Source organism: Sporolactobacillus inulinus, assembly GCF_006539285.1.
Lineage (GTDB): Bacteria > Bacillota > Bacilli > Bacillales > Sporolactobacillaceae > Sporolactobacillus > Sporolactobacillus inulinus.
Genome location: NZ_BJMS01000056.1, coordinates 1 through 24252 on the forward strand (window position 1 = coordinate 1; position 24252 = coordinate 24252).

The 24252-nt window shown below is 44.2% G+C and carries 19 protein-coding genes and 1 pseudogene; 14 read left to right on the plus strand and 6 right to left on the minus strand.

Translation table 11 applies throughout. The features are described from left to right. Positions 1-416: 416 nt before the first annotated feature. The 9 genes and pseudogenes from kdpF (at position 417) to pfkB (ending at position 11833) form a co-directional block, all read left to right on the plus strand. Positions 417-494 carry a K(+)-transporting ATPase subunit F gene (gene kdpF / locus SIN01_RS15665; protein ID WP_373864404.1) on the plus strand — a complete coding sequence of 26 codons (78 nt, stop codon included), beginning with the start codon at positions 417-419 and terminating at the stop codon, positions 492-494. Positions 495-521: 27 nt separating this feature from the next. After that, the gene (gene kdpA, locus SIN01_RS08905) at positions 522-2237 is read left to right on the plus strand and encodes a potassium-transporting ATPase subunit KdpA (protein WP_039745163.1); all 1716 of its coding nucleotides are present in this window, start codon (positions 522-524) and stop codon (positions 2235-2237) included. A gap of 44 nt (positions 2238-2281) precedes the next feature. Then, positions 2282-4328: pseudogene (gene kdpB, locus SIN01_RS08910) on the plus strand (potassium-transporting ATPase subunit KdpB). A gap of 13 nt (positions 4329-4341) precedes the next feature. Further along, positions 4342-4908, plus strand: coding sequence for a potassium-transporting ATPase subunit KdpC (kdpC, locus tag SIN01_RS08915; RefSeq protein ID WP_010024485.1), 567 nt, complete (start codon positions 4342-4344; stop codon positions 4906-4908). Positions 4909-5000: 92 nt separating this feature from the next. Next, positions 5001-7268 carry a universal stress protein gene (locus SIN01_RS08920; RefSeq protein WP_010023478.1) on the plus strand — a complete coding sequence of 756 codons (2268 nt, stop codon included), beginning with the start codon at positions 5001-5003 and terminating at the stop codon, positions 7266-7268. After that, positions 7265-7756 (plus strand): hypothetical protein, encoded by a 492-nt coding sequence (locus SIN01_RS08925; protein WP_010023477.1) that lies wholly within the window; start codon positions 7265-7267, stop codon positions 7754-7756. Before SIN01_RS08920 ends, SIN01_RS08925 begins: the two co-directional genes overlap by 4 nt. Before the next feature lie 119 nt (positions 7757-7875). Further along, on the plus strand, positions 7876-9933 hold the full coding sequence (locus SIN01_RS08930) for a DUF4118 domain-containing protein (RefSeq protein ID WP_010023476.1): 2058 nt from the start codon (positions 7876-7878) through the stop codon (positions 9931-9933). Positions 9934-9974: 41 nt separating this feature from the next. Then, positions 9975-10685 carry a response regulator gene (locus SIN01_RS08935; RefSeq protein WP_010023475.1) on the plus strand — a complete coding sequence of 237 codons (711 nt, stop codon included), beginning with the start codon at positions 9975-9977 and terminating at the stop codon, positions 10683-10685. Positions 10686-10897: 212 nt separating this feature from the next. Next, positions 10898-11833: a 1-phosphofructokinase gene (gene pfkB / locus SIN01_RS08940; protein WP_010023473.1), complete on the plus strand. Its 936-nt coding sequence runs from the start codon at positions 10898-10900 to the stop codon at positions 11831-11833. 88 nt (positions 11834-11921) lie between these two features. On the opposite strand, the gene SIN01_RS08945 is transcribed toward pfkB, so the two are convergent. The 5 genes from SIN01_RS08945 to SIN01_RS08965 all read right to left on the minus strand — a co-directional run bounded on the left by SIN01_RS08945 (position 11922) and on the right by SIN01_RS08965 (position 17321). Continuing rightward, positions 11922-12479 carry an isochorismatase family protein gene (locus tag SIN01_RS08945; protein ID WP_010023472.1) on the minus strand — a complete coding sequence of 186 codons (558 nt, stop codon included), beginning with the start codon at positions 12477-12479 and terminating at the stop codon, positions 11922-11924. Further along, entirely contained in the window at positions 12472-13704 is a 1233-nt protein-coding gene (locus SIN01_RS08950) for a multidrug efflux MFS transporter (protein ID WP_141306037.1), read from the minus strand. The genes SIN01_RS08945 and SIN01_RS08950 overlap by 8 nt, the downstream gene beginning before the upstream one ends. Before the next feature lie 62 nt (positions 13705-13766). Then, the gene (locus SIN01_RS08955; protein ID WP_010023469.1) at positions 13767-14618 is read right to left on the minus strand and encodes an AraC family transcriptional regulator; all 852 of its coding nucleotides are present in this window, start codon (positions 14616-14618) and stop codon (positions 13767-13769) included. An 85-nt stretch (positions 14619-14703) separates the two neighbouring features. Further along, positions 14704-15858 carry a tRNA epoxyqueuosine(34) reductase QueG gene (gene queG / locus SIN01_RS08960; RefSeq protein ID WP_029548079.1) on the minus strand — a complete coding sequence of 385 codons (1155 nt, stop codon included), beginning with the start codon at positions 15856-15858 and terminating at the stop codon, positions 14704-14706. Positions 15859-16040: 182 nt separating this feature from the next. Next, complete coding sequence (locus SIN01_RS08965) at positions 16041-17321, minus strand: MFS transporter (protein ID WP_010023467.1); 1281 nt, start codon at positions 17319-17321, stop codon at positions 16041-16043. A 312-nt stretch (positions 17322-17633) separates the two neighbouring features. Here SIN01_RS08965 and SIN01_RS08970 point away from each other — a divergent pair, with 312 nt between their 5' ends. The 4 genes from SIN01_RS08970 to SIN01_RS08985 all read left to right on the plus strand — a co-directional run bounded on the left by SIN01_RS08970 (position 17634) and on the right by SIN01_RS08985 (position 22707). Continuing rightward, complete coding sequence (locus SIN01_RS08970; RefSeq protein ID WP_052766852.1) at positions 17634-19076, plus strand: M1 family metallopeptidase; 1443 nt, start codon at positions 17634-17636, stop codon at positions 19074-19076. A gap of 251 nt (positions 19077-19327) precedes the next feature. After that, the gene (locus SIN01_RS08975) at positions 19328-20206 is read left to right on the plus strand and encodes a DMT family transporter (RefSeq protein ID WP_010023463.1); all 879 of its coding nucleotides are present in this window, start codon (positions 19328-19330) and stop codon (positions 20204-20206) included. Between the two features lie 232 nt (positions 20207-20438). Next, positions 20439-21539: a murein hydrolase activator EnvC family protein gene (locus SIN01_RS08980; protein WP_052766851.1), complete on the plus strand. Its 1101-nt coding sequence runs from the start codon at positions 20439-20441 to the stop codon at positions 21537-21539. Positions 21540-21834: 295 nt separating this feature from the next. Further along, positions 21835-22707, plus strand: a complete 873-nt coding sequence (locus tag SIN01_RS08985) for an AraC family transcriptional regulator (RefSeq protein WP_010023351.1) — start codon at positions 21835-21837, stop codon at positions 22705-22707. Between the two features lie 91 nt (positions 22708-22798). On the opposite strand, the gene SIN01_RS08990 is transcribed toward SIN01_RS08985, so the two are convergent. Then, positions 22799-23800 (minus strand): SDR family oxidoreductase, encoded by a 1002-nt coding sequence (locus SIN01_RS08990; RefSeq protein WP_047035450.1) that lies wholly within the window; start codon positions 23798-23800, stop codon positions 22799-22801. A 97-nt stretch (positions 23801-23897) separates the two neighbouring features. On the opposite strand from SIN01_RS08990, the gene SIN01_RS15030 reads away from it, so the two are divergent. Beyond that, on the plus strand, positions 23898-24059 hold the full coding sequence (locus SIN01_RS15030; RefSeq protein WP_170215004.1) for a hypothetical protein: 162 nt from the start codon (positions 23898-23900) through the stop codon (positions 24057-24059). Positions 24060-24252 lie beyond the last annotated feature (193 nt).

Consider the following 24252-nt stretch of genomic DNA (forward strand, 5'->3'; position numbering starts at 1 on the left):
AAGACACGAGCCCATCACACATGGCTGGAGGGTAAGGACCGGGCGTATTCTGCCCGGTTTTTCTTATTGATAGATATGATTGCCGTTCTTAAAGAAGCAGTGGTCGCGGAGCTATGCTTCTAAAACGGTGGTATTGTTCGCGTTAGGGTCGGACGGTGACTGTATCTTATGAGGTTAAGCCTAACCGCTTGTTTCGATAATATTTACGTTTTTTTACGCAGACACGCAAATCCTTCACGCCCTTTTTACGCAAAAACAAGATAAGATTGCTTTATGAAAATAGTTTCCGAATTGAGTTGTGCAAGGGGGGAGAATATGGGAGACCTTTTGTCCGTTACACTATTTGTTGCTATTTTTTTACTTTTTTCGGTCATGGTTCGGCTATTAGACAAAACATAAAGAGAGGTGCTGTTTCAATGTGGCTATTACTCGTTCTTGCCATACTCATCATGGTGTATTTAACCTATGCAATCTTTAATCCAGAAAAATTCTAGAGTAATTGATGCAGATAAGTAAAGGAGATGGATAAGGTGACATGGTTAGGAAGTCTTCAGATTTTCATTGTTTTAGCATGTGTGCTAGCTGTTGCGGTTCCACTCGGCGGCTACTTATATCGTGTGTTTGCGGGACAGCGTAATTTTCTCGAACGTGTCTACGCGCCTTGTGAAAAAATGATTTACAAAGTTTCTGGCATTAATCCATCGGTGGAGATGGATTGGAAGGCGTATATCAGATCTTTATTGTGGGTTAACTTCATTATGGCGCTTTTTGTTTTTCTTATTCTCCGGCTGCAAGGGATCCTGCCGATGAATCCGGATCATATGAAGTCTTTGCCTTGGGACCTATCGTTTAATACGGCGGCTTCATTTGTTACAAATACGAACTGGCAGAATTATGGTGGAGAAATGACCATGTCTTATTTGTCACAAACCCTAGCGCTTACCTTTTTGCAGTTTACTGCAGCTGCAACGGGACTCGCGGCAGCTTTTGGCTTTATCAGGGGCATTATTGCACGAAAGTCAAAAAATATGGGGAATTTTTGGGTTGATTTTATCAAAGCGCATACGCGTATCTTGATTCCTGGCGCGATCGTGTTGTCAATTGTATTTATTGGGCAAGGTATGCCGCAAACCTTTCAGGGTGCGCAAACGGTGCACACGGTACAGGGGGCGGTGCAAACAATCTCCCGCGGTCCCATTGCTTCAATGGAAGCTATCAAGGAACTTGGGACAAACGGTGGCGGTTTTCTGAACGCAAATTCTACCCATCCGTTTGAAAATCCGTCCGTACTGACCAATATACTGCAAATCATTACACTTTTGTCTTTGCCGACTGCTTCGCTTTTTGCTTTCGGTCGGTTTCTGAAGAACCGCAAACAATCTTATGTGCTTTATGCAGCGCTTGCAGGTTTGCTTCTGATTGGAACATTCGTTATTTATTGGGGTGAAACGGCTGGAAATCCCATTCTTCAAAAAGTGTTAGGCATCACAGGGACTAATATGGAAGGCAAAGACGTGCGCTTCGGGTTGCCGCTCAGCAGCTTGTTTACTGCAGCGACAACAGCCACATCAACTGGTGCCGTAAACATGATGCATGACAGCCTGACACCGATAGGGGGCTTCATTCCTCTTCTGTTCATGATGTTTAACGTGGTATTTAGCGGCGTTGGCGTAGGGTTGATCAATATTATCATGTACCTGATTATTACGGTATTTATCGCTGGGTTAATGGTCGGTAGAACTCCCGAGATTTTTGGTAAAAAAATTGAAGCGCGGGAAATCAAACTGGCAACATTTTCGCTGCTTGTCCATCCCATTCTGATTTTGATCCCGACAGCTATAGCTTTGATGACTCACGTTGGAACGGCAAGTATCCTCAACCCTGGGTCCCATGGATTTACTGAGGTGCTGTATGCCTTTACCTCGACGGCTGCAAATAACGGTTCGGCTTTTGGGGGATTAAGTGGAAATACTCCGTTCTACAATATTATTCTTGGTGTTGTTATGCTGCTGGGACGCTATGTAACGTTGATTGCGATGTTTGCAGTAGCAGGGTCACTCGCGGCAAAACCGCATATTCCAGAGTCAGTTGGGACATTGAAAACGGACACGTTCGTCTTCAGTGGGGTTTTTGTTGTCATTACCGTTATTGTTGGGGCACTGACCTTTTTCCCCGCATTAGCGATTGGACCTATTGGCGAACAGCTGCAAATGTGGTCAGGACTGTTAAGCAAATAGGAAACAGAGGCTCTTATTGAGGAGGAAGAAATATGGGAAAACAAATGCCTGCTAAACAAGCGAAAAAGAAGTTATATCGCTCAGCGATTGCTGAGTCATTTATAAAACTGGATCCAAGAGTGATGATAAAAAATCCCGTCATGTTTGTCGTTGAAATCGGCTTTGTGCTGACACTTCTACTCAGCTTTTTTCCTGATTTGTTCGGTAGCCAAGGAGCGGGAAACGAGCGATTCTTTAACTTTGTGATTTGTATCATTCTCTTTATCACCGTGCTTTTCGGAAACTTTGCCGAAGCGATTGCCGAAGGCAGAGGGAAGGCGCAGGCAGAGTCATTACGCAAATCGAAAACGGAACTGACCGCGAATCGGCGAAAGAAAGACGGAACTTATGAACAGATTCCGGCATCTGTACTTCGCAAAGGAGATATCGTTCGGGTTCAGGCCGGACAAATGATTCCGGTCGACGGAGAGGTACAGGAAGGATTGGGCAGTGTTGATGAGTCGGCGATTACAGGTGAATCCGCACCAGTCATCAGAGGTGCGGGGGGGTGATTTTAGCTCAGTTACCGGAGGAACTAAATTACTATCAGACGAACTCATTATTCAGGTAACAGTAGATCCTGGTGGCTCATTCTTAGATAAAATGATTGGACTTGTTGAAGGGGCGAACCGGCAGAAAACACCTAATGAACTGGCACTAACCGTATTACTTGCCGGATTGACACTAATTTTCATGATCGTCATCGTAACACTTAATCCGATGGCTCACTTTGTTAATGGCTCAATTGGTATTGCGACACTGATTGCACTCCTTGTTTGCTTGATACCGACAACAATTGGTGCTCTATTATCGGCGATTGGCATTGCGGGTATGGATCGGGTCATCCGCTTTAATGTGGTTGCGAAGTCCGGAAAAGCAGTTGAAGCGGCAGGCGATGTGAATACGTTGATTCTGGATAAAACAGGAACGATCACGATTGGCAACCGTCTTGCCAGCGAGTTTCTTCCGGTCTCTGGCCATAAGGAAGAAGAATTGAGCAAACAAGCTGTTCTATCTTCTCTGTTTGATGAAACACCGGAGGGTCGTTCAGTTGTTGAACTTGGGAAGAAAAAAGGCATATTAGAAACGCCTGAACGTAATAAAGACGCGGAAAACATTGAATTTAGTGCGGATACGCGTATGAGTGGGATTAATCTACCTGATGGAACAATTATCCGGAAGGGTGCCGTTGATGCGATCAAAAATTATGTACGGAAAAATGGTGGTTCCGTCCCTGAGGAGCTTGACGCTAAGGCTGAGACGATAGCCAAGGAAGGCGGAACACCATTGGCGGTCATGAAAAACAATGAGATATACGGCCTCATTTATCTTAAGGACATTATCAAACCAGGCATGCGCGAACGGTTTGATGAATTAAGAAAAATCGGTATCAAAACAGTTATGTGTACAGGGGACAATCCTTTAACAGCCGCAACGATTGCTCTGGAAGCTGGTGTGGACGACTTTATTGCTGAAGCAAAGCCGGAAGATAAGATGCGTTTGATAAAAGAGGAACAGGAGGCTGGCAAATTAGTCGCGATGTCGGGTGACGGAACGAATGATGCGCCGGCACTTGCTCAGGCAGATGTCGGACTTGCGATGAACAGCGGAACGATTGCTGCCAAAGAAGCGGGGAATATGGTTGATTTAGATTCCGATCCGACAAAGCTCATCGAAGTGGTGTCGATTGGTAAACAATTATTGATCACAAGGGGTTCAATTACGACTTTTTCCATTGCCAATGATGTTGCGAAGTATTTTGCGATCATCCCTGCCATATTTGTAGCGATGATTCCGCAGCTTCAATGGTTGAACATTATGGGGTTAACTAACCCAAAAAGTGCGATTCTTTCAGCACTGATCTTTAATGCTTTGATTATCCCTCTGCTTATCCCGCTTGCGATGAAGGGCGTTCGCTATCGTCCGATGAGCGCAACAGCCCAGCTGGTTAGAAACTTGCTCGTTTATGGAATTGGTGGAATCATCGCTCCATTTATCGGGATCAAAATTATCGATGTCATCATCACTGCATTGGGATTAGCAAATATATAGGAGGGTGAAAGAGATGACTAATGTTTGGCGTTCCATTCGAATAACCGTTGTTTTTGCTGTGCTTCTAGGCCTTATCTATCCTGCGTTCATCACGGGTATCGGCAATCTGTTCTTTCCCTATCAGGCTAAGGGAAGCATTATGAGTCAGGACGGTCAACCGGTCGGATCAGAACGAATTGGACAGAAAACTGACCGACCTGGGTTGTTCCGTTCCCGTCCTTCGGCGATTAATTATGCCGCAAACGGATCGGGAGCATCAAATCTTGGAGCAACCAACCCGGCTTTTGTGAAGGAAGTACAAGAGAATAGGAATAGCGTCCAGAAACAGATTGGGACCACACAGAAAAACCTGCCTGTAGATATGGTGGAGTCCTCTGCCTCTGGGCTTGATCCTGACATTTCAGTTGAAAATGCAAAATTACAGGTACCCTCTGTTGCAAAAGCAACTGGAATCAGCGAAAAAATACTGTTTGGTCTCGTTGATAAAAATAAAGAGAATCGTTTATTAGGGGTATTCGGCGAACCGAGGGTCAATGTTCTCAGGCTGAACCTCGCTGTTGAAAAAGAAAAACAAAAATAAATTATTGATTCTAATAAGGGTATCGCAAGGAATAAATCGTCCATGCAGCCCTTATTTTTCACACACAAAAGGATTAGAAGAAGGTGATCATCGTGGATCACAGGGAACATGAGAATGCTGAACCAAAAAATCCTTCAAAAAAAGGCAGATTAAAGATTTTTGTCGGAGCGGCTCCCTGGGTTGGGAAAACATATAAAATGTTGCAGGAAGCATGGTCGATGCATGAAAATCATGTTGACGTGGTTATTGGCTATGTTGAAAATCATGAGCGAAGAAAAACAGCCGGACAAATAAAGTCAATGGAAATCATTCCGAGGAAAACGTTCTGGATCAACAAACGCAAATTTGAAGAAATGGATGTTGAAGCCATAGCTGAAAGGCGTCCGAATACGGTAGTGGTTGACGAACTCGCACACACCAATATCGCAGGTTCAAAGTTCAACAAGCGCTATATGGATGTTGCCTTTCTTCTGGAACAGGGAATTAACGTGCTCACAACGATCAACGTGCAACATCTTGATGACATCAGCAAAGAAGCAGAAAAAATAACGAAAACAAAGATAAGGGAAATCGTTCCTAGGGCTTTTATCGACTCTGCTGATGAGATTGAAATGATCGATGTACCCCCTGAGACGATTCGTGAGCGGCTCCGAGAGGACCAATTATCTTCGAAGGATGCACTTCGTCATTTTTTTAAAAAAGAAAACCTCTCTGCACTTAGAGAGCTGACACTTAGAACTGTGGCGGATACGGTGGATGACCACTTTCAGAAATCTTATGAACGCACAAGTATTCATGGACCCGTAGGTGTAAAAGAAGCAATCCTTGTCTGTACAAGTTTTCTGCAACGCTCTGCGAAACTGATTCGAAAGGGGTACCGGATAGCAAGAGCATTGAATGCTGATCTCTATGTACTTACGATCATTGAAACCAAGGAGCAGGAGTTGCCGCTCAATGATAAAGAAAGGCTTGAGAAATTGAGACAACTGGCACAATTCTGTCACGCTGCATTCATCGTTGAATCGCGCAATGATCGAAATTATGGAGCGGTCATGATTGATGTAGCGCATCGATGCAATGCAACTCAGATCGTCATGGGTCAGGAAAATTCTTCAAAAAGGTGGGTTTTCCATTTCCACAGCCCAATTAACTACTTATTAAAGCATCTTCGCTATGTCGATGTACAGGTCATTGGGTGGAAAGAAGAAAATCGCCCCGCTTCTTTCAAATCGAATACAAATTACAAAATAGAAAGAAATCCTCTGAACGGAAGCCAATATCCGGGCCGTCTCACTGTGTATATTGGCGCAGCGCCTGGCGTAGGTAAAACGTATCAGATGCTGGAGGATGCAAATGACATGCTCCGTGATGGAAAGGATATTGTCATTGGTGTCATTGAAACACATGGGCGCAAAGAGACCTTTAAACAAATCAAGCAATTACCTGTAATTGAAGAGAAAAAGGTACAGTACAATGGCCATCTTTATCGTGAACTCAATATAGAAGAAATAATAAAAAGAAAGCCGGAGATTGTTGTCGTTGATGAGCTTGCGCATACCAATATTCCTGGAAGTGCACGTGCAAAAAGATATCTCGATATTATCTATCTTTTGAAACAGGGCATTCATGTGATGACCGCAGTTAACATTCAGCATATCGAAAGTTTACGTGATATTGTTGAGCACATTACTGGAATTAGAGTGAGGGAGCGTGTTCCGGATTCTTTTATTGATCTGGCGGATCAAGTGAAAATGATTGATATCACGCCTCAGGCCTTGCAGCAACGACTTGTTCTGGGAAAGATTTATACAAAAGATAAAATAGAACAATCAATCAGTAACTTCTTTAGAATGGGAAATCTCTCTGCTTTAAGAGAACTTGCGTTACTTGAAGTGGCCGACGACGTTGATCAGAAACTGGATGATTTGCGTGGCCATTTTCAAGAAACAAAGAAGAAAAGTAAGATTCTCGTTTGTGTTAATTATCGGCCCCACTCTGAAAAACTCATTCGTAGAGGGTGGCGAATGGCGGTTCGCCATCATGCAGATTTATTGGTTATGGCTGTAATTACCTCAAAGCAGATGACAGAAAGAGAAAAGAAGGATATGGAGACACTGAAGGCATTAAGCGGGCAGTTTAATGCTGCATTTATTGTTAAGACATCAAATAAGAAAACGTTAGGGAAAACAATTGTCAAAACAACGGAGCAGCTACAAGTCGAACGCATCATTATGGGGCAACCTGTGCTGAAAAATAGATTTATAGCTTGCCTGATGGATTCACCCGTTTATTCCGTACTCCGTCATGCGGCTTTTGTCAATTTGCAGATTGTTGCTGATTCAAGGAATGATGCAGAATGAAAAATTTGCAAGAGACAAACATAACTTATGTAGGTGTAAAACGGCACTGCTTGGATATATTTTCACTAAAGTATCGCTGGTTTGGGGCTGCGTGGCTGCATACGAATCAGCAACGGATTATCCAGAATTATTGGTTTGCTGATACTGAACAGGAATTGCTGACAAAACTTGAAGACTACGGAAAAGCGATACGTGATGATTCAGCTGTAGAAAGTGTGTACGAAACCATTCGCAGCGATCAAACAAAGAAGGACTGGGAGCACCGTACATTAAAGCCTATTGGAAGTAGAAATAGAGTGCCTTGGAAACGAATGAAGACGGGATGGTATGTTCTTCGCCTTCAAAGCACATTTCCCTGTTACTCAGCTGCTGTTCATGTTAAGACCTTTTTTGTCTGGATGATCCATTCGACAGTATGTGAAAATCAGCAGGATTTCGATGAATTTATTAAGAAAATTTCCTTGGATCACAAATTGAGTCATCAATAAACCATTATTGCTCGTTAATAATGTGTCACATTTTTTATGGTATGATTATAGTTATTTAGCAATAGCCATTAATTGGCTTGCCGATGTTTACCAACGTCTCGCCTTAAGTGGAGGAATCCGTGATAATAAATAAGGATCATTCAATCGACAACAGTGACGTGCGACAAATAAAAAACAGTGATGATGATTTAAAGAAGAAGCAGGCAAGTTATGAATCCACGAAGCTTGCCTGCGCCCAAAACCAAGGAGAGCGGAACAAGCGAAAAATACTCGTTTGCATTGGTGGCAGCCCTTTTTCTAAAAAATTGATCTACACTGCTCGGCAGATGGCTTCAGACATGAATACACAATGGATGGCGCTAAGTATTTCAAAACCGATTTATTTTAATTATCATCCGCAGAATCAGAATATGATTGCGGAAAATGAGAGGTTGGTTGATGAACTGGGTGCTGAAGCGTATAACGTTGTCGGGCGTCGTATTGCGGATACAATTATCTCTTTTGCGAAACAGCATCACATTGGCCATATTATTATTGGCCAACCCGGGTCTTCATTTCTTTTTAACCTCCTGGGCGGCATGACTGTAAATCGTGTCATACAAAAGAGCGGGAACATCACTGTTCATGTTATTCCAGGCGATACTAAGGAAAAATCAAATCGGAGAACGATACGTATTGGCGCGCAGCAATCTGCGACATCTTATATTATTCTGACTGCACTAATTGCTCTGATGACTTTGTTTCTGAAAGGTCCATTGATCCCGTTTGACCAAGTTAACATTTTGCTACTGTTCTTGTTACCTGTGTTGTTGGGTGCAGCGCTTTGGGGAATCGGCCCGGGATTATATGCAGCAGTGATGGGGGTACTCAGCTTTGATTTCTTTTTTGTTCCTCCATTTCAGAGCCTTTCTGTAGGAGATTTACGCTACATCTCTTCTTTTGTCATTTTTCTGATTGTCGCGGTTTTAACCGCGGGCCTTTCGTCCGGATTGAAGCAACAACTTGAGATTGCTCAGCAAAATGAACGAATCACTTCTATTTTGTATACATTAAGCAGAAAGATTACGATTATGGATCAACTTGACCAAACGCTTCAAAGTATTGTTCAAAAAATATCTGAAACAATCGGTTATCGGGTTACGATCTATTTACCTGATGAAAAAGGGAAGTTAAAAAATGCAGTGAGTTCTTTTTCGGTACAGGAGAATGAAGAACGGGAACGCCTCATCGCGGAATGGACGTATCGACATGGCGTGCCAGTTGGCCGCGGTTCGGAAATGTTAAGGGAAATGAACTGCTTCTTTTTACCGATGCGAACAGAAGAACAAATACATGGGGTAATGAGTATTCATTATGATAAATTTCCCAATACCCAGGAACATCGCCGCTTGATTGAAGCAATCAGCAGATTAACCGCTCTGGCGATTGTACGTGCACGTTCACGGGAAGAAGTAGAAAAAGCGCGCCTTACCGCAGAATCTGAAAAACTCCATGTTATTCTTCTGGATTCAATTTCTCATGAACTACGCACGCCACTATCAACAATGATTGGATCTGCTACTGTTCTCTATGAAAATGATGAACTGTTTAGTCAAAAGGATCGACTAGAATTGCTGAAGACGATTCGTCATGGTGCAATCCGAATGAATCGAATTGTGACCAATCTATTAGGAATGGTCAAATTAGAGAGTGGTATGTTGAAACTTAACCAGCAATGGTGTGACCTTGAGGATATTATTGGTGTTTCGATAAACCAGCTTAAGGACGGATTGCAGGATCGGAATTTGAACTTAACGATTGAAGATGATCTTCCTCCTGTTTTTGTTGATGAGTTGCTGTTCGAACAGGCGCTTACGAATATCCTTAGTAATGCAATGAAGTATTCGCCTGTCGGAAGTTCGATTCATCTTGATGTTCATCAGAGCGGCGGTAAACTGAATATATCTGTCAGTGATCAGGGAGAAGGTGTGGCCCCAGGTGAACTCAGTCACATTTTTGATAAATTTTACCGATTGAAGACGAACGCTCATGTTCCAGGAACTGGTCTTGGTTTAGCGATTGTCAAAGGTATTGTCAATGCGCACGGCGCAAATGTCACTGCTCATAATAATGAAGAAAAAGGATTGACCATTGTCCTTTCATTAAGCGGTGGTCTATTGAAAAATCGTGGTCAGTAATTTCTGGCAAAAAATTGGACGGTTAGGAGTCATAGTGGATCATGAGTGATCTTGGAGCAAGAATTTTGGTTATTGATGATGAAATTCAAATACGTAAACTATTGTCCATTGCTCTTAAGGCGCATCATTTTACGATTACCGAAGCGTCAACCGGAGCAGAAGCAATAAACCAAGCGTCAATGGGACATCTGGATCTGATTATCCTAGATCTTGGACTTCCGGATATGTCTGGATTCGATGTATTGACGTATATTCGGGAGTGGTCGAAACTACCTATTATTGTGCTGACTGCAAAGGAGCGAGAACAAGATAAAATACACGCACTTGACAGTGGCGCGGATGACTATGTAACAAAACCATTTGGAATGGGCGAACTTCTTGCGCGAATTCGCGTTGCACTTCGACACACGGCCAAGTCACCGGATCAGCCCGTACTTGATTTTGGTCACTTACTGATTGATTTGCCGCGAAGACGAGTAGTAGTAAATGGGGAAGAAGTGAAATTAACCCCTACAGAATATGATTTGCTGAAGATATTAGCCATTCATTCAGGACGAGTCATAACGCATAAGCAGTTGTTAGATGAGGTTTGGGGCGGACAACAGCTAAACAGTGAGAGTAATTATCTTCGTGTATATATAGGACATATTCGCAAAAAGATTGAAGAGGATCCGACACGACCGAAGTGGATTATCACCGAACCGGGCATTGGCTATCGGTTTAAAGATGCGTCGGAAACAACGGAATGCTAACAGAAAAGAGTACAACCAATGACGACAGTTCTATACAAAAAGCGAAAAATGGGTAAATAATCGGTGAAGGCGGTGAACCATTCCTCGGATGGGTGCGTCTAGTCAGGTCTCGTGAATAAAGTGTTCGAAAGAATGTTCTTGCTGAATAGTGGCTGCTCTCCGGGTATAGACTAGGTAAAGGTGAGAATGCCTAACGAAGGGAGCAATGCACGATGATTACAACCGTCACACTGAATCCTGCACTGGACAAGTTGCTTGAGACAGACGCGTTAGAAGTAGGAAAGGCGAACCGCATGCGGCTGTTATCGGTTTCAGCGGCAGGAAAGGGCATTGATGTTGCCAAAGTCTTGCGTGATCTTCACAAAGAAGTTGAGGCGACCGGATTTCTTGGCGGAGATGTTGCTGATATCTTTGTCCGTTGTTTTCAAGAAGAAGGCATTGGCAACTCTTTTGTAGCTATTGAGGGGTCGACAAGAACCAATATCCAGCTTTTTGAGAAAAATGGGACACGCACTGAACTGCTGGAAAATGGACCCACCGTTACCGAAGCGGAATGCACTTTATTAATGGACCGATTCAGGTCATTGGCTGAAAAAAGTGAGGCGGCAACCATTTGCGGAAGTGTGCCACAAGGCGTCAGCACGGATTATTTCCGTGAACTGCTGCGCACAGCAAGGAAGTCTTGCAACTTTGTGATTGCGGACACATCCGGCGAGTGGCTTCGCATTGCTGTTGAAGAAAAACCGGATCTGATTAAGCCAAATCGTGACGAAATGACCGGTCTTATGGGTAAGAAAGAAGCGACCGATGAGGAGATTATTGCGTTTGGACAGCAACTCGTCGGCAAAGGAGTCTCTAATGTACTCGTTTCTTTGGGTGGGGAGGGCGCCATGTTAATCTGCAAAGATGGGGTATGGCGTGGAAAAGCTCCTGAAATAGAAGTGAAAAGCACATTGGGGTGCGGAGACACGATGGTTGCTTCACTTAGTGTTTCGCTCTCGGAAAAGCGTCCTCCTGAATACATGTTGCGCCATTCCATCGCTCTGTCGGCAGCCAACGCGATGACTTTTGAAACGGCTCATGTGATCCTAGAGGACTACAAAAGGCTGATCCCATTGTGTGACATCACAAAACGGGATGTTATTTAACCGGAAGAATACTTCTCTGCGTACTTCTCTGCGCCGGTTCGTGTAAATAACTTTATTTAATAGCCACTGATAAAATTTAACCTTTAATTTATTTCAGCATCGCCAGCACTTCGTCAGTCGTTCGGACGTTACCGATTCGCGGGAAAATATGGGTGGTGCAGTGATCATGTTCTTCTTTAGTTGATGCAGTCATCGCATCTTCGACAAAGATTTGCTGATAGGCGCGCGCATACGCTTCCCGCGCGGTCGTATCAACACCAATACCGGTTGAAATACCGCATAATACAAGGGTATCAATGCCGCGGCGACGCAGCTGCAAATCTAAGTCGGTTCCAAAAAAAGCGCCCCATTGCCGTTTGGTTAGTCGGTAAGTCTTTTGAAAAGCATCCAGCTCAGGTACATAGTGATCCCATCCGTCAGGAAATCCCGGCGTAGAATGACTTGAATCGGTTTGCGGAACAAACCAATCCTTTCCATCAAATGAAGAGACCCGGACAAGTGCAACAAAGGCCCCATTTTTCGTAAATGTGTTCACCAGTTTCGTTGTCTTTTCCACAACTTGTGCACCTGTGTATGGGGCATGCTGACTGTTGACAATCCCATTCTGCAGGTCAATCACCACTAAAGCCGTTCTATCTTTATTCATTTTCATCGCTCCTTAACCTATGTGTTGTGCTCGACTGGGCTGCGCAGGCGATTTGCCGATAGACGCGACAATAGACCCACAATCCGTTCATAAGCAGCAGTGCGGCTGTGCAAAAAAATACTGCACGAATACTTAACCATGCGGCAATTTGGCCGCCAAAGACCGATCCACCGAAAACACCTAAGTACATGGCCGACATACTAAAACCGAATACGCGGCCGGTCAGCGCGGTTGGTGTAATTTTGCGAATCATAATATTCACGGAAGGCATTAACCCGCCGGCAGTAAGTCCGAACAGAAACCGAAGCATGATCAATTGCCATGGCGCAGTGACAAAAGCTTGCGGGATAAAAAGCAGGCCTGCCGTAACAAGCGCAATCACCATGACCTTGTGTGCGCCAACCCGATCAGACAGCTTTCCTAAGCGCGGTGCAGCGATAATATTTGCAAGCCCCGACGCTGAAAAAGCAAGCCCGGACAGCAGTGCGAGATGACTGCTGTTTGTCAGATGTCCCATGAATACCGTCACGATCGGCTCAACGGAATATAAGGCGATGGTCAAGATAAATGCGGTCACAAACAGGGTAACGGTCAAACTTTTTTCCGGGATTTGATGCCAAATCTCCTTGGCGTGACGTACTTTTTTATCGGTACGCTGAAACGATTCCTTGACGAAGAAAAACGTTGTAAAAAAGGAGACCATCATCAGTGCACCGGTCATAAAAAACACATTTTGCAAACCAAAATGCTCACTTAGAAATCCGCCGATGAGCGGACCGAGTAGTGCGCCAGCTATATTGGCTGTAGAAAGGGTGCCAAGCGCCCATCCGGCATGTTCTTGATCCGTTTGCGTAGCAATCAGCGTCGTACAGGCTGTGCTGTAACCGGTGATCACGCCTTGTAAAAGGCGCAGCCCAATCAGTACAGTGACATTGGGGGCAAACCCCATGCAGCCGATCACGATTGCCATACCTAGACTGGCACGAAGCAGCATAGGCTTTCGACCAAACGTGTCGGCCACCGATCCCCAAATGGGTGAGAAAATGGCAGACATAATAAAAGTACTGCCAAAAGCAATGCCCGATAGTTGAGCGACTGCTGCTTCCTGACCCACACCAAGATGGCTGATATACAGTGGCAGAACCGGTGCGATTTGGCTCATGCCAATCCCTGTCGCAAACATACCAAACCAGCAGACTACTAAATTTTTTTTCCAAATCGGCATGATCTTGGCCTCCGCGATTCAAAAATAGGATGAATAATTACACCCTCTAGTTTAAACGCAGATCAGTGGCCAATCCATGGGTGATCCGATGATCCATGGACATTTTTGCTGTAATAGTCAAGTGGGCTTAAGCCTTCCGATTTTTTGAAAAGCCGACTAAAATAGAATTCATCGGCAAAACCAAGCAGATGCGCAATTTCCTTGATCTTGTAATCTCCTTCAAGGAGCAGTTCCTTCGCCTTGTCGATTTTCAGCTGATTAAAATAAGAAATAACGGAGGAGCCGGTGCTTTCTTTAAAGATCCTTGTAAGGTAGGTTGGTGACAATTGAATAAGCGCGGATAGCTCATTCAAGGTAATATGCTTCGATAAATTTCTTTGCATATAGTCGACAATTCGCTCCACCTTTAGCGAACTTGCGAAATTCTGATTCTGTTTCCTGACATTGTCTGCAATGGCGAGGAACAGTTGCTGCAGCAAGGTCCGTGCGGCAAAAGGGTATCCAGGTCTTTTCTGGTCCCAGCAGTCGGTCAAGCGTCGAAACGACGCTTCTACCTCGTAGGCATCCATTAATTGTTTCCCCAGTTTCTTCATCAGCTGTTTCGTGCATTCATGGATTATCCACTGATTTTGACTCCATTCCACCTCCGCGCAGCTAAAATGAACCGATAAAAAACCGCCGGGTCCCGCTTCGGGTTCAAATGTATGATGGAGCCCGGGACGGATGTAGCAAAGCATGCCTTTTTTAATCGAATAATGTCGCTGATCAATGGTGATGGTTCCGGAACCGCCGGTAAAAAGAATGAGTTCGTGGTGGGACAGGGTACGGTTTATTTTTCGCGGTGGGCGCTCCTTATCATCAAATGATCGATGGTTGCAATAATGAATATGGAAAAAAAGTTGGTCGGACAACATGACCTCACCGGCTTTCCAAAGTATTGGATGGCTTCCTTAATCGGCACTTTCGGCATTTTATCTCTGTGATGCTGACGAACAGCCGTTATCCTTCTTCAGCATCCAGCTTTGCCTTGATCCACTGATGAACTTTTTCATCCTCTTCTTTCGCAAGCAGGTCTTCGAAGGATTGAATCATATGCGCACGCATGTCCGGTTCAAGGCGATCCCACATTTGCTGAAGTGCCCAGGTGACCGTGCGCCGGATCACCGGACGCGGGTCATCGTGAAGTAAGCGAAGCAGTTCCAGTGCCGCGGCAACTTCCTTATAGTTGCCGAGTGCAACAATCGCATTGCGCTGGATCGGCTTTTTCCCCCGCCATGAGCCCGACACGTCGCCAAACGTTTCTTTGAATGCACGATTGGACAATGTCAGCAGCGGTGTGAGGAGCGGATGAGCGAGTTCCGGATCAGGTTCCATTTCCTCATGAAAATGGCTGTCCACATCACGATTGTACGGACAGACCTGTTGACACATATCGCAGCCGTAGAGTCTATTGCCGATTGCTTTCTTATATTCTTCCGGAAGCTCCTGTTTGGTCTGGGTAAGATATGCGATGCATTTCTGGCTGTTGAGCTGCCCGCCTTGAACCAGTGCTCCGGTTGGGCAGTGATCAATGCAGATTGTACAATCGCCGCACAGGTCGGTCGCCGGTTTGTCCGGAGGAAACGGGATATTGGTCAGCATCTCGCCAAGATAAACATAGGATCCGAATTCTTTCGTAATCAGGTTGGTGCTTTTTCCCGCCCAGCCGATGCCGGCACGCTCGGCAACGGCACGATCAGACAGTTCCCCGGTGTCGACCATGCTTTTGAACGTGGCGCCGGGAACCGTTTCAACGAGAAATTCGCCGAGCTTTTGCATGCGGTCACGAAGAATCGTATGGTAGTCCTGTCCCCAAGAAACCCGGGCAAAAGCACCGCGGCGATGACCTTTCGTGTTTGCCGGGCGCTCGGCCATTTTCTTCGGGTAGGCCATGGCGATTGAGACAATCGACTGCACGCCGTCCATGAGCAGCGACGGTTCGGTTCTTTTTTCGATATCCTTCTCCTCGAATCCGGACTGGTAACCGAGTTCCCGCTGCCGGTAGAGACGTGCCTTTAATTCCGTGAACGGATCGGCCGTCGTGAAGCCAATCTTATCCACACCGATTTCTTTACTATATCTGATCAGCTGTTCTTTCAGCTCTTGAAAATCCATCATTTCTATTATATCCCTTCATTGCTTGTCACTTTAAAAAACAGCATACATGCGTTCAAAGCAGCTGATCTCATGATAACGTGATTGGCGGACGTCGGCAAATCAACGCTGAAAGCCTGCTTGAAATTTGCGCATAAAAAAAGCTTTGCCCCCAAACATCGTGTTCGAGAACAAAACCAGTATTAGGGTGTTGCTTCTAACTTTTTCATCCAAACAACAGATAATGCACTGACAATTCCAGAGAACAAGACATAGAGTGTGAGCAACAACGGAGAGCCGCCGCCTGCCTCAAGCAGTGCAGTGGCGATGATCGGCGTAATTCCACTGGCAAAGATCCCGGAAAACTGATAGACAAAAGACACACCGGTATAACGAACTTTCGGATCAAACAGCTCTGAAAAAAGAGCGGCCTCCGGACCGTAAACAATTGGATACAGAATCCCAAATGCAACGACAAGTGTCAGGATGATGACAATCATATTCCCCCCGGACTGTCCGAAAAGCCAAAAGGCAGGAATAGCAGAAAGGCCGACAAGCAAGCTGCCCCACAAATAGATACGGATTCTGCCCACACGATCTGAGAAGTGTCCAAACAAAGGGATGAAGAAACACATGACCAGCGCAGCAACGGACACACTGAGGGTCGCTGAAGACCCGGACAGTTTGACGTGATGCGTCAGATAGTCGATGGAGAACACACCCATCACATTGAAGAAAACGCCGTCAATGTAACGCGCGCCCATTCCTGCGATGATTTTTTTACTATTCCCGTCTTTCCACATTTCTTTGAATGGGAGTGTGGTCTCCAAATTGTTTTCCTTCACTTCTTGGAATTCCGGCGTCTCTTTAACCGAGATGCGCATCCAGAGTCCGGTAATGACGAGAATGACACTAAGACCAAATGCGACTCGCCAGCCCCAAGCAAGAAATTGTGTTTGAGAAAGCAGACTGGTCAAGATACCGACGACGCCGGAGGCAAGCAGCAAGCCTAAAGCCAAACCAATTTGCGGAAGGCTGGCATATAAGCCGCGTTTACGTGCCGGAGCGTATTCATAAGTCATGAGAACGGCTCCGCCCCATTCGCCGCCCAGGCCGATTCCTTGCACCACACGAAGCAGGAGCAAAATAATCGGTGCCCAAATACCGATTTGTGCATAAGTCGGCAATAGCGCAATGAGGCATGTGCTGATCCCCATAATCATCACAGTCAGTACCAGCATTTTTTTGCGACCGAGTTTATCGCCAAAATGGCCGAAGATGATGCCACCGATCGGTCGTGCGAAAAAACCAACGGCAAAAGTTACGTAGGCAAGTAGCGTAGATAAAAACAGGTTGTCGCTGGGAAAGTAAAGATGATTAAGCACCATACTTGCCACGACACCATACAAGAAAAAGTCGTACCACTCAATCGTCGCTCCGATGATGCTGGACGCAACGACAGGTAATAATTTTGGCTGATTCAATGAAAAAACCTCCTGATTTTCTTTTTTCCTGTGTCACCTCTTGTCATGGATTCCTGAAAGAGAAAGGATAGCATGTGAAGAAAACTTACGTCAATTCATTTGACTTGTGCTGAGGAGGACATGAACGGAGACAATACTGCTGTTTGAGAGGAAAAATGGTTATTCCGGTTCCAGCTAATATAGGAACAAAAAAGTACCGCCTCCCATTCTCAAAATTTCTTAACCGGACATGATCTGACAAAATCGCCAAAGGACTATGAGCTTTAAATCTTGAATAGTAGCATTAGTAGCCTTTAGCGAGAGGTGATGACGTTGAAAAAAGGGCTGATCATGATCGGAGGAATTCTGACTGTATTTCTTGTGATTCTTATCATTTGGGGGATCGGAAAGCAGAATCATTTACAGGCGGCAAATGAAAGGCAAAAGATCGACACAAAGATAATAAAACAACGCTTTGTACCGAAAAATGTTCCAGCAGGGAGTCAAAGTGACTATACGATTCAGTTGTCCATGAAAAAGAATGGTACTTTTCATGTGAACGTAACGGTAGAAATCAAAAATACTTCCGCAGATTCTTGGGATAAACTGCTGTTTTATTTTATCCCTAACCTGTTTACAGAGAAAAATGATCCCACCGCTGTTCATCCGGCGACCGTCCATTTTTATACGCTAAACGTCGATGGCCGCGCCCATTCCTACCGCTTGGTCAAAGATAAGTTGAGTATTCCGTTGACCAAGAAATTACCGTCGGGTGAAAAAACGAATGTATCTTTTTCATATGATTTTACGGTTCCCAAAGAAGGAAAGCGATTTACACAGCGGGCCGGTAACTTTTACTTAGCGCAATTCTATCCGATGGTCGCAACCTATCGACATCACGCATGGAACGCTGCGCCCTACCAATCGATGAACAGTGAAACGTATCATACGGCATTTAGCGATTTCAAGGTGACATACGCCATCCCAAAAGAATACACGATAACGTCAACAAACGAAACAGATACATTTCCAAGCAAAAGTAAAGGTGCTTTTTCCGTTAAAAAGGTCAAAGAAGTTTTTATTGCTCTATTAAAAGATCCCTATGTGACGACGGCTAACGTTAATAACACAAAGATTCGTATTTTCGGTTTTAATAAAGAAGAATGTGAGGTGCTAAGAACTGAGGCGGCTTCAGCATTCGCTTATTACGAGCATAAAATTGGACGTTATCCGCGCAAACAGCTCGATCTCGTTCTCGGCGAAATGGGAATGGAATATCCGGGAATTGTTACAGCTGGCTACTTACACAATAGCCTGTTAGATCTGGAATCACTTAAACGAGAAGTGGATCACGAGATTGCCCACCAATGGTTTTACGGAGTTGTCAGCAATGATCCGTATTATGACGGCTGGCTGGATGAGGGCATGGCGACCTTTGCGCAAGGGCTATTCAATGTTTATCGGTCAAAGAAAGCGATTGACTACACCTACATTGACAAAGTAGTGAAAGAATATAATAAATATCCGGTGAATCTGCCGTTGGCTCAGTATCCGCCAACACAAAGAAGTACCTACACATATACAAAAGCGAGTTCAGAGCTTTTTAAATGGTTTGAACACCGTGGCGGTCGGAACGGAGCAGAGCAATTCTTAAACACGTATTATCATTTTTATCAAAATAAAGAAGTGGACTCAAAAGAGTTTATGCGATTTACGAAAGCTTATTTCGCTATGAAAAACGATGCCATGTTCCATGGATGGTTAACAGCCCAATAAGTGTAAGAGCAATCGGTTAACCGTAAACGATCGGATTGAAAAAGATGCTAAGGAGAATTTAGTCAACAAAAAATAAGAAAAATAGAGTAGTATGGAATTATCTAATGATGAACGGGGCAAGGGGGGTATCGGTGATGATTTATGCACCGGCAACAGAACGTGATGTTCCTGTTCTCCGATAATTTGACGGAGAATAGTCTCCGTTAAATTCGTAATGAACGACTGAATAATTACGAAAGCGGAGAGAACAAATGAAAAAAAATAAAATTTTCGGCGCTTTATATTTAAGCCTGGCTGCCAGCATCTGGGGCGGTATGTTTGTCGTTGTTAAAGTAGTGGTCGCGTTTATTCCGCCCGTTGAATTGGTCTGGCTGCGCTACCTCATCGCTGTTGTCGTATTATTTGCCATTGGCTGCGCGCAACATATTGACTGGCGTGTGAAACGAAAGGATTGGCCATTAATCCTCTTGATTGGCGTGATCGGCAATGCGTTGTCAATCGTAACGCAAGAAGCGGGTACATGGCTATCTTCTGCGCAACTGGGCTCTGTAATTACAGCCGCAACACCAACATTTATGATTCTCTTTGCATGGTGGCTGCTCAAAGAGCGATTAACTTGGGCTAAGATAGCTTCTGTAGCACTGGCAACGATTGGCGTACTGATGATTGTTGGTGTTCATGCGATTGGCGCGGGCAATTTGCTCGGTGCGGTTTTTTTAATGATTGCTGCGCTGACATGGGCGTTCATGTCGGTATTGATCAAATTGGTTCCGGATGACTACCCACCCGTACAGGTGACAACCCTTGCCACAGCAACGGCTCTGGTTTGTCTCTCACCAATTGTCTTGATGCAACGTTCTACCGTGCAGTGGCATTATCTGACGCAGCCAAAAATCATCGTTTGTCTTTTATATTTAGGAGTCATTTCAACGGCGATTGCTTTTGTGATGTGGAACCGGGGGTTACGGCTCATGAATGCTGCCGGTTCTGGGTTGTTTTTCGTGTTTCAGCCTTTCGTTGGGACGCTTTTAGGGTGGCTTATTTTAGGAGAAGCAATAGGATTTGGTTTTTGGGCGGGTGTGATCCTCATCTCAGCCAGTATCTGGATCACTATCCGCTATTCAGATTGATCTTTAGTCTTCTATTTAAATCTAGTGATGACTTTGTAAGGATGGATGATGTTTGGTCCATCCTTTTTCCTTTACCCTTTAATGGATATTCGATTTCATTTGTCATTAAAATGTTATCGAATTATGCCTTGTTGTGTCACATTAAGTTGTTATGATGACAACAAAAGATCCTGCTGAGGGCATTCGCCTGAAGCGATATAAATAGAGAATTCTACTAGAGGGGAACGGGATCATGAATCGGAACTACATACATACCGCAGCAGCCCTGGTGCTGGTGCTTTCCTTAATCATGGGCTACAGCGTTCAGGATGTCCATGCATCGGATCAACAGATTTCAGAGAATCAGCAACAACAAGATGGGCTCATCAATCGAGTGAAACAGACAGACCGTCGCGTGAAACAGATCAAAGCAGCCGTGGATAAAAAGCAGGAAAAGCTCGCCGAAAGTCGTGAAAAATCAAAGTGGATGAAAGCAGAAATTAAGCGGCTGAACGCGCAGATCGACAGCAGGGACAAATTGTTAAAGAAACGGTTTCGCGCCATGTATGTAAATGGCGGGAACATGAATTATCTTGACGTACTTCTTGGATCGGAAAGCTTTGGCGATTTCATTGATCGGATGTTCGCTTTAAAAACAATCTCGGATAACGATCAAAAATTACTGACCGCGCAAAAGCAAGATCAGGCGAATCGGGCCGCGCAACAAGAAGAACTCGCCAAGGAACAGAAACAACTCGAGGATGGCTTAACTGAATTAAATGATCTGAAAGATGAACTTCTTAAGAAGGAAGAAGATCAACGTAGCCAATTGGCGCGATTGAAAAAAGAAGCATCGAAAATTAAAGAAAAAGAAATGAAAAAAGATGAAGAAAAAGAAGTTTCAGAGGCGCAAACGCACGCAATAGCGTTCGAAAACGCCTCTGACAGTAATGCGGTGTTCATAAAACCGACGCAGGGCTATGTCACTTCAGGATTCGGCAAGCGCTCCTTTGACAACGGTTTTCATCCGGGCATTGACATTGCAAACAGTGAAGGTACGCCGGTTCACGCTGCTGCCGGCGGCGTTGTATTCAGAGCCTATCATTCGTCCAGTTATGGAAATGCGGTCATGATTTCGCATAAATTCAAAGGGAAATTGTTTACGACGGTTTATGCCCACTTAAGCGGTTACGAAGTCGCAACAGGTGAACGCGTTGCGAAAGGTCAAGTCATTGGCAAGATGGGCAATACCGGTGAGTCGTTCGGCTCACATCTGCACTTCGAACTGTACGAAGGCCAATGGAATCCACCACCGCATAATGGTGCTGTTGATCCGATGAAGTTTATACAGTAAAAGGACTTATTGTCACGTGTATTGAATGAACGAAGAGCAATTTTTCCACCCTCACTTTTTCGTGAAAATAGTTTACTAAATCGATGCATCACCTGCATCTTCACGGTAGTTGGCCGTTGAAGGTGCTTTTTTTGTACCGATGACCGTGTTGACATAGCTATCGGAAGACGATACAACAAATGCCGATTGACTTATCCAAGGACATACCTGTGCACCCGATAATAACCGTCTCCTTTTCATCGGGTATCGGTTCACGATCGTTATTATAATGAATGCATGAAGGAGGAGACTAGCGGTGCTGAAAAGTATGAACGAGGCGTTAGATTACATTGAATCACAATTAAATGGCGAGATCGAGGACAACAAATTGGAGAGAATAACAGGAACTTCTGTTTATCATTTTCGAAGAATGTTTTCATTTCTTTCAGGGATGACCTTAGGTGAATATATCCGTAATCGAAAATTATCTAACGCCACGTTTGACCTGCTGCATGAAGGAATGAGTGTCACAGATACAGCATTCAAATATGGTTATGCATCTGTTGATGGATTTTCGCGTGCCTTTCGGGACTGGTCGGGCATTAGTCCTTCAGAGGTTAAAAAGAAAAACATGCTTAAAGCATTTCCAAAGCTCTCCTTTCAGTTAACCATACGAGGAGGAATAAATATGGATTATCGAATCGAGAATAAGGATCCATTTAAGATTGTTGGGGTGAAGAAGAGAGTTCCCATTCAATTTGAAGGCGAAAATCCGGAAATTATAAAGTTAGCTAAACGTATTACACCGGAACAAAGAAAACAGCTGCACAGCTACGCAAATATGGAACCAAATCAGGTTGTGAATGCCTCCTATAATTTAGATGATGGATGCTTGGAGGAAAAAGGCAGTCTTGATCATATGATTGGCTGCTTAACGACAAAAGAGTCAAGTTTTGATGAGTTTGACGTAGTTGAAGTCCCATCTCTAACTTGGGCGATATTTTCATCTAAAGGTGAATTTCCCAAGGCCATGCAAGAAACCTGGGCGAAAATAGCTTCAGAGTGGCTTCCCTCTTCAGATTATGAATTAGTTGATGCTCCAAACATTTCATTTTCAGGAGATCTGTCTGACAGAAATAATGTTTATAGTGAAATTTGGTTCGCGGTGAAGAAGAAAGGGAAAATTTAAGCTGTTCATCCCTGCCACTGACTCATCTCAGTATTAAAAAACGAGAGAACGGATTCCTTTTCCCTCGTCTTTAATAGATAATTTTTTAAAGTTAGGAATGTGTGGATTCTCCACCATCTACATGAAGCACTTGCCCAGTAACATGCCGGGAATCATCGGATGCTAAATAAACAAAGGTAGGGGCGACTTCGAAAGGTTGAGCCATGCGATTAAATAAATTCGTTCCGTGCAAGGCATTTTCATCAGAAGAAAAGCTCGCTGGAATAAGAGGCGTCCAAACACGACCAGGTGCGATTGCATTGACACGAATCTGACGTTTGGCAAGGCTTCTTGCTAAAGAACGGGTCCAGCCAACAATGGCTGCCTTTGTAGCCGAATAATCGATTAATACAGGTTCACCTGCGTAGGCGACAACCGAGGCGGTTCCAATAATGGAACTGCCTCCTTTTAAATAGGGGAGTGCAGCTCTTGTTGTATAAAAATGAGAATAGATATTCAATTTAAAGGTTTCATCAAATTGTTCGTCCGTAATAGCCATAAGATCATTTTGCTGAAACTGAATCCCGACATGATTACATAATACATCGAGCTTGCCAAAGGTTTTAAGTGTTTCATGTACAATGTGCTCACATTGTTCTTTTTTTCGAAGATCTCCCGGTAGTAGGAGACATCTTTGGCCAAACGCCTCAACTCTTCTTTTTGTTCGATTGGCGTCTTCGTGCTCATCTAAATAAGCAATCGCAACATTAGCCTTTTCCTTTGCAAAAGCAATCGCTGCTGCTGCCCCCATTCCACTGTCGCCACCAGTAATAAGTGCCACTTTGTTTTTTAACTTTCCACTTCCTTTATAATGCGGGTTTTCAATAATGGGTTTTGGAACCATTAAATGCTCAAGCCCAGGTTGCCTCAATTGTCTTTGCTCCGGTTGAGCCAAGGGTATCTCTTCATAGCGAGTGATTTTTCCATACACCGGATAATGTGGATATGGATCTTGCTTTTTGTTTTCTTCAAACCACTTCTGATAAGCACGAATTTGCTCAAGTTCTTCCTTAGATAATGATTCATGATGTTGTGGGTTATGCTCATTTTTCATAACGAATGCCTCCTCCATTTCATAGGCTATGAATAGCCATCTTCTGGTGTGAAGAAAAGCTGGCTGCCTGTTCACAAACGAAGGAGGTGACAACAAGATGAGAATTGAATTTATGCCTCAGGTCACGCGTTTATTAGAAAATGTGAACGCTGAATTAAAGATCGATTATTTGCATTATCGTTTGACCACCCCAACTATTGCGGTTAGACCCCCTTACTATAGCCATCCCGTCTATAAACCCTATTATCCAAACCTATAATCCCATCGATCAGTGGGCCCTTTCTGCCCGTTAGGTGGGGGAGTATACAATGAATTTTCTGAAAAACAGTTTAATCACCATTTAATCTAAAACCGGACTGAATCCATAGGGATTTAGTCTTTTTTACAGGAAAAAGAAAGTATAAGATTTTATCCCGTCTTCAAACCAATAGACCCGTGTCTTGGCAAGAATC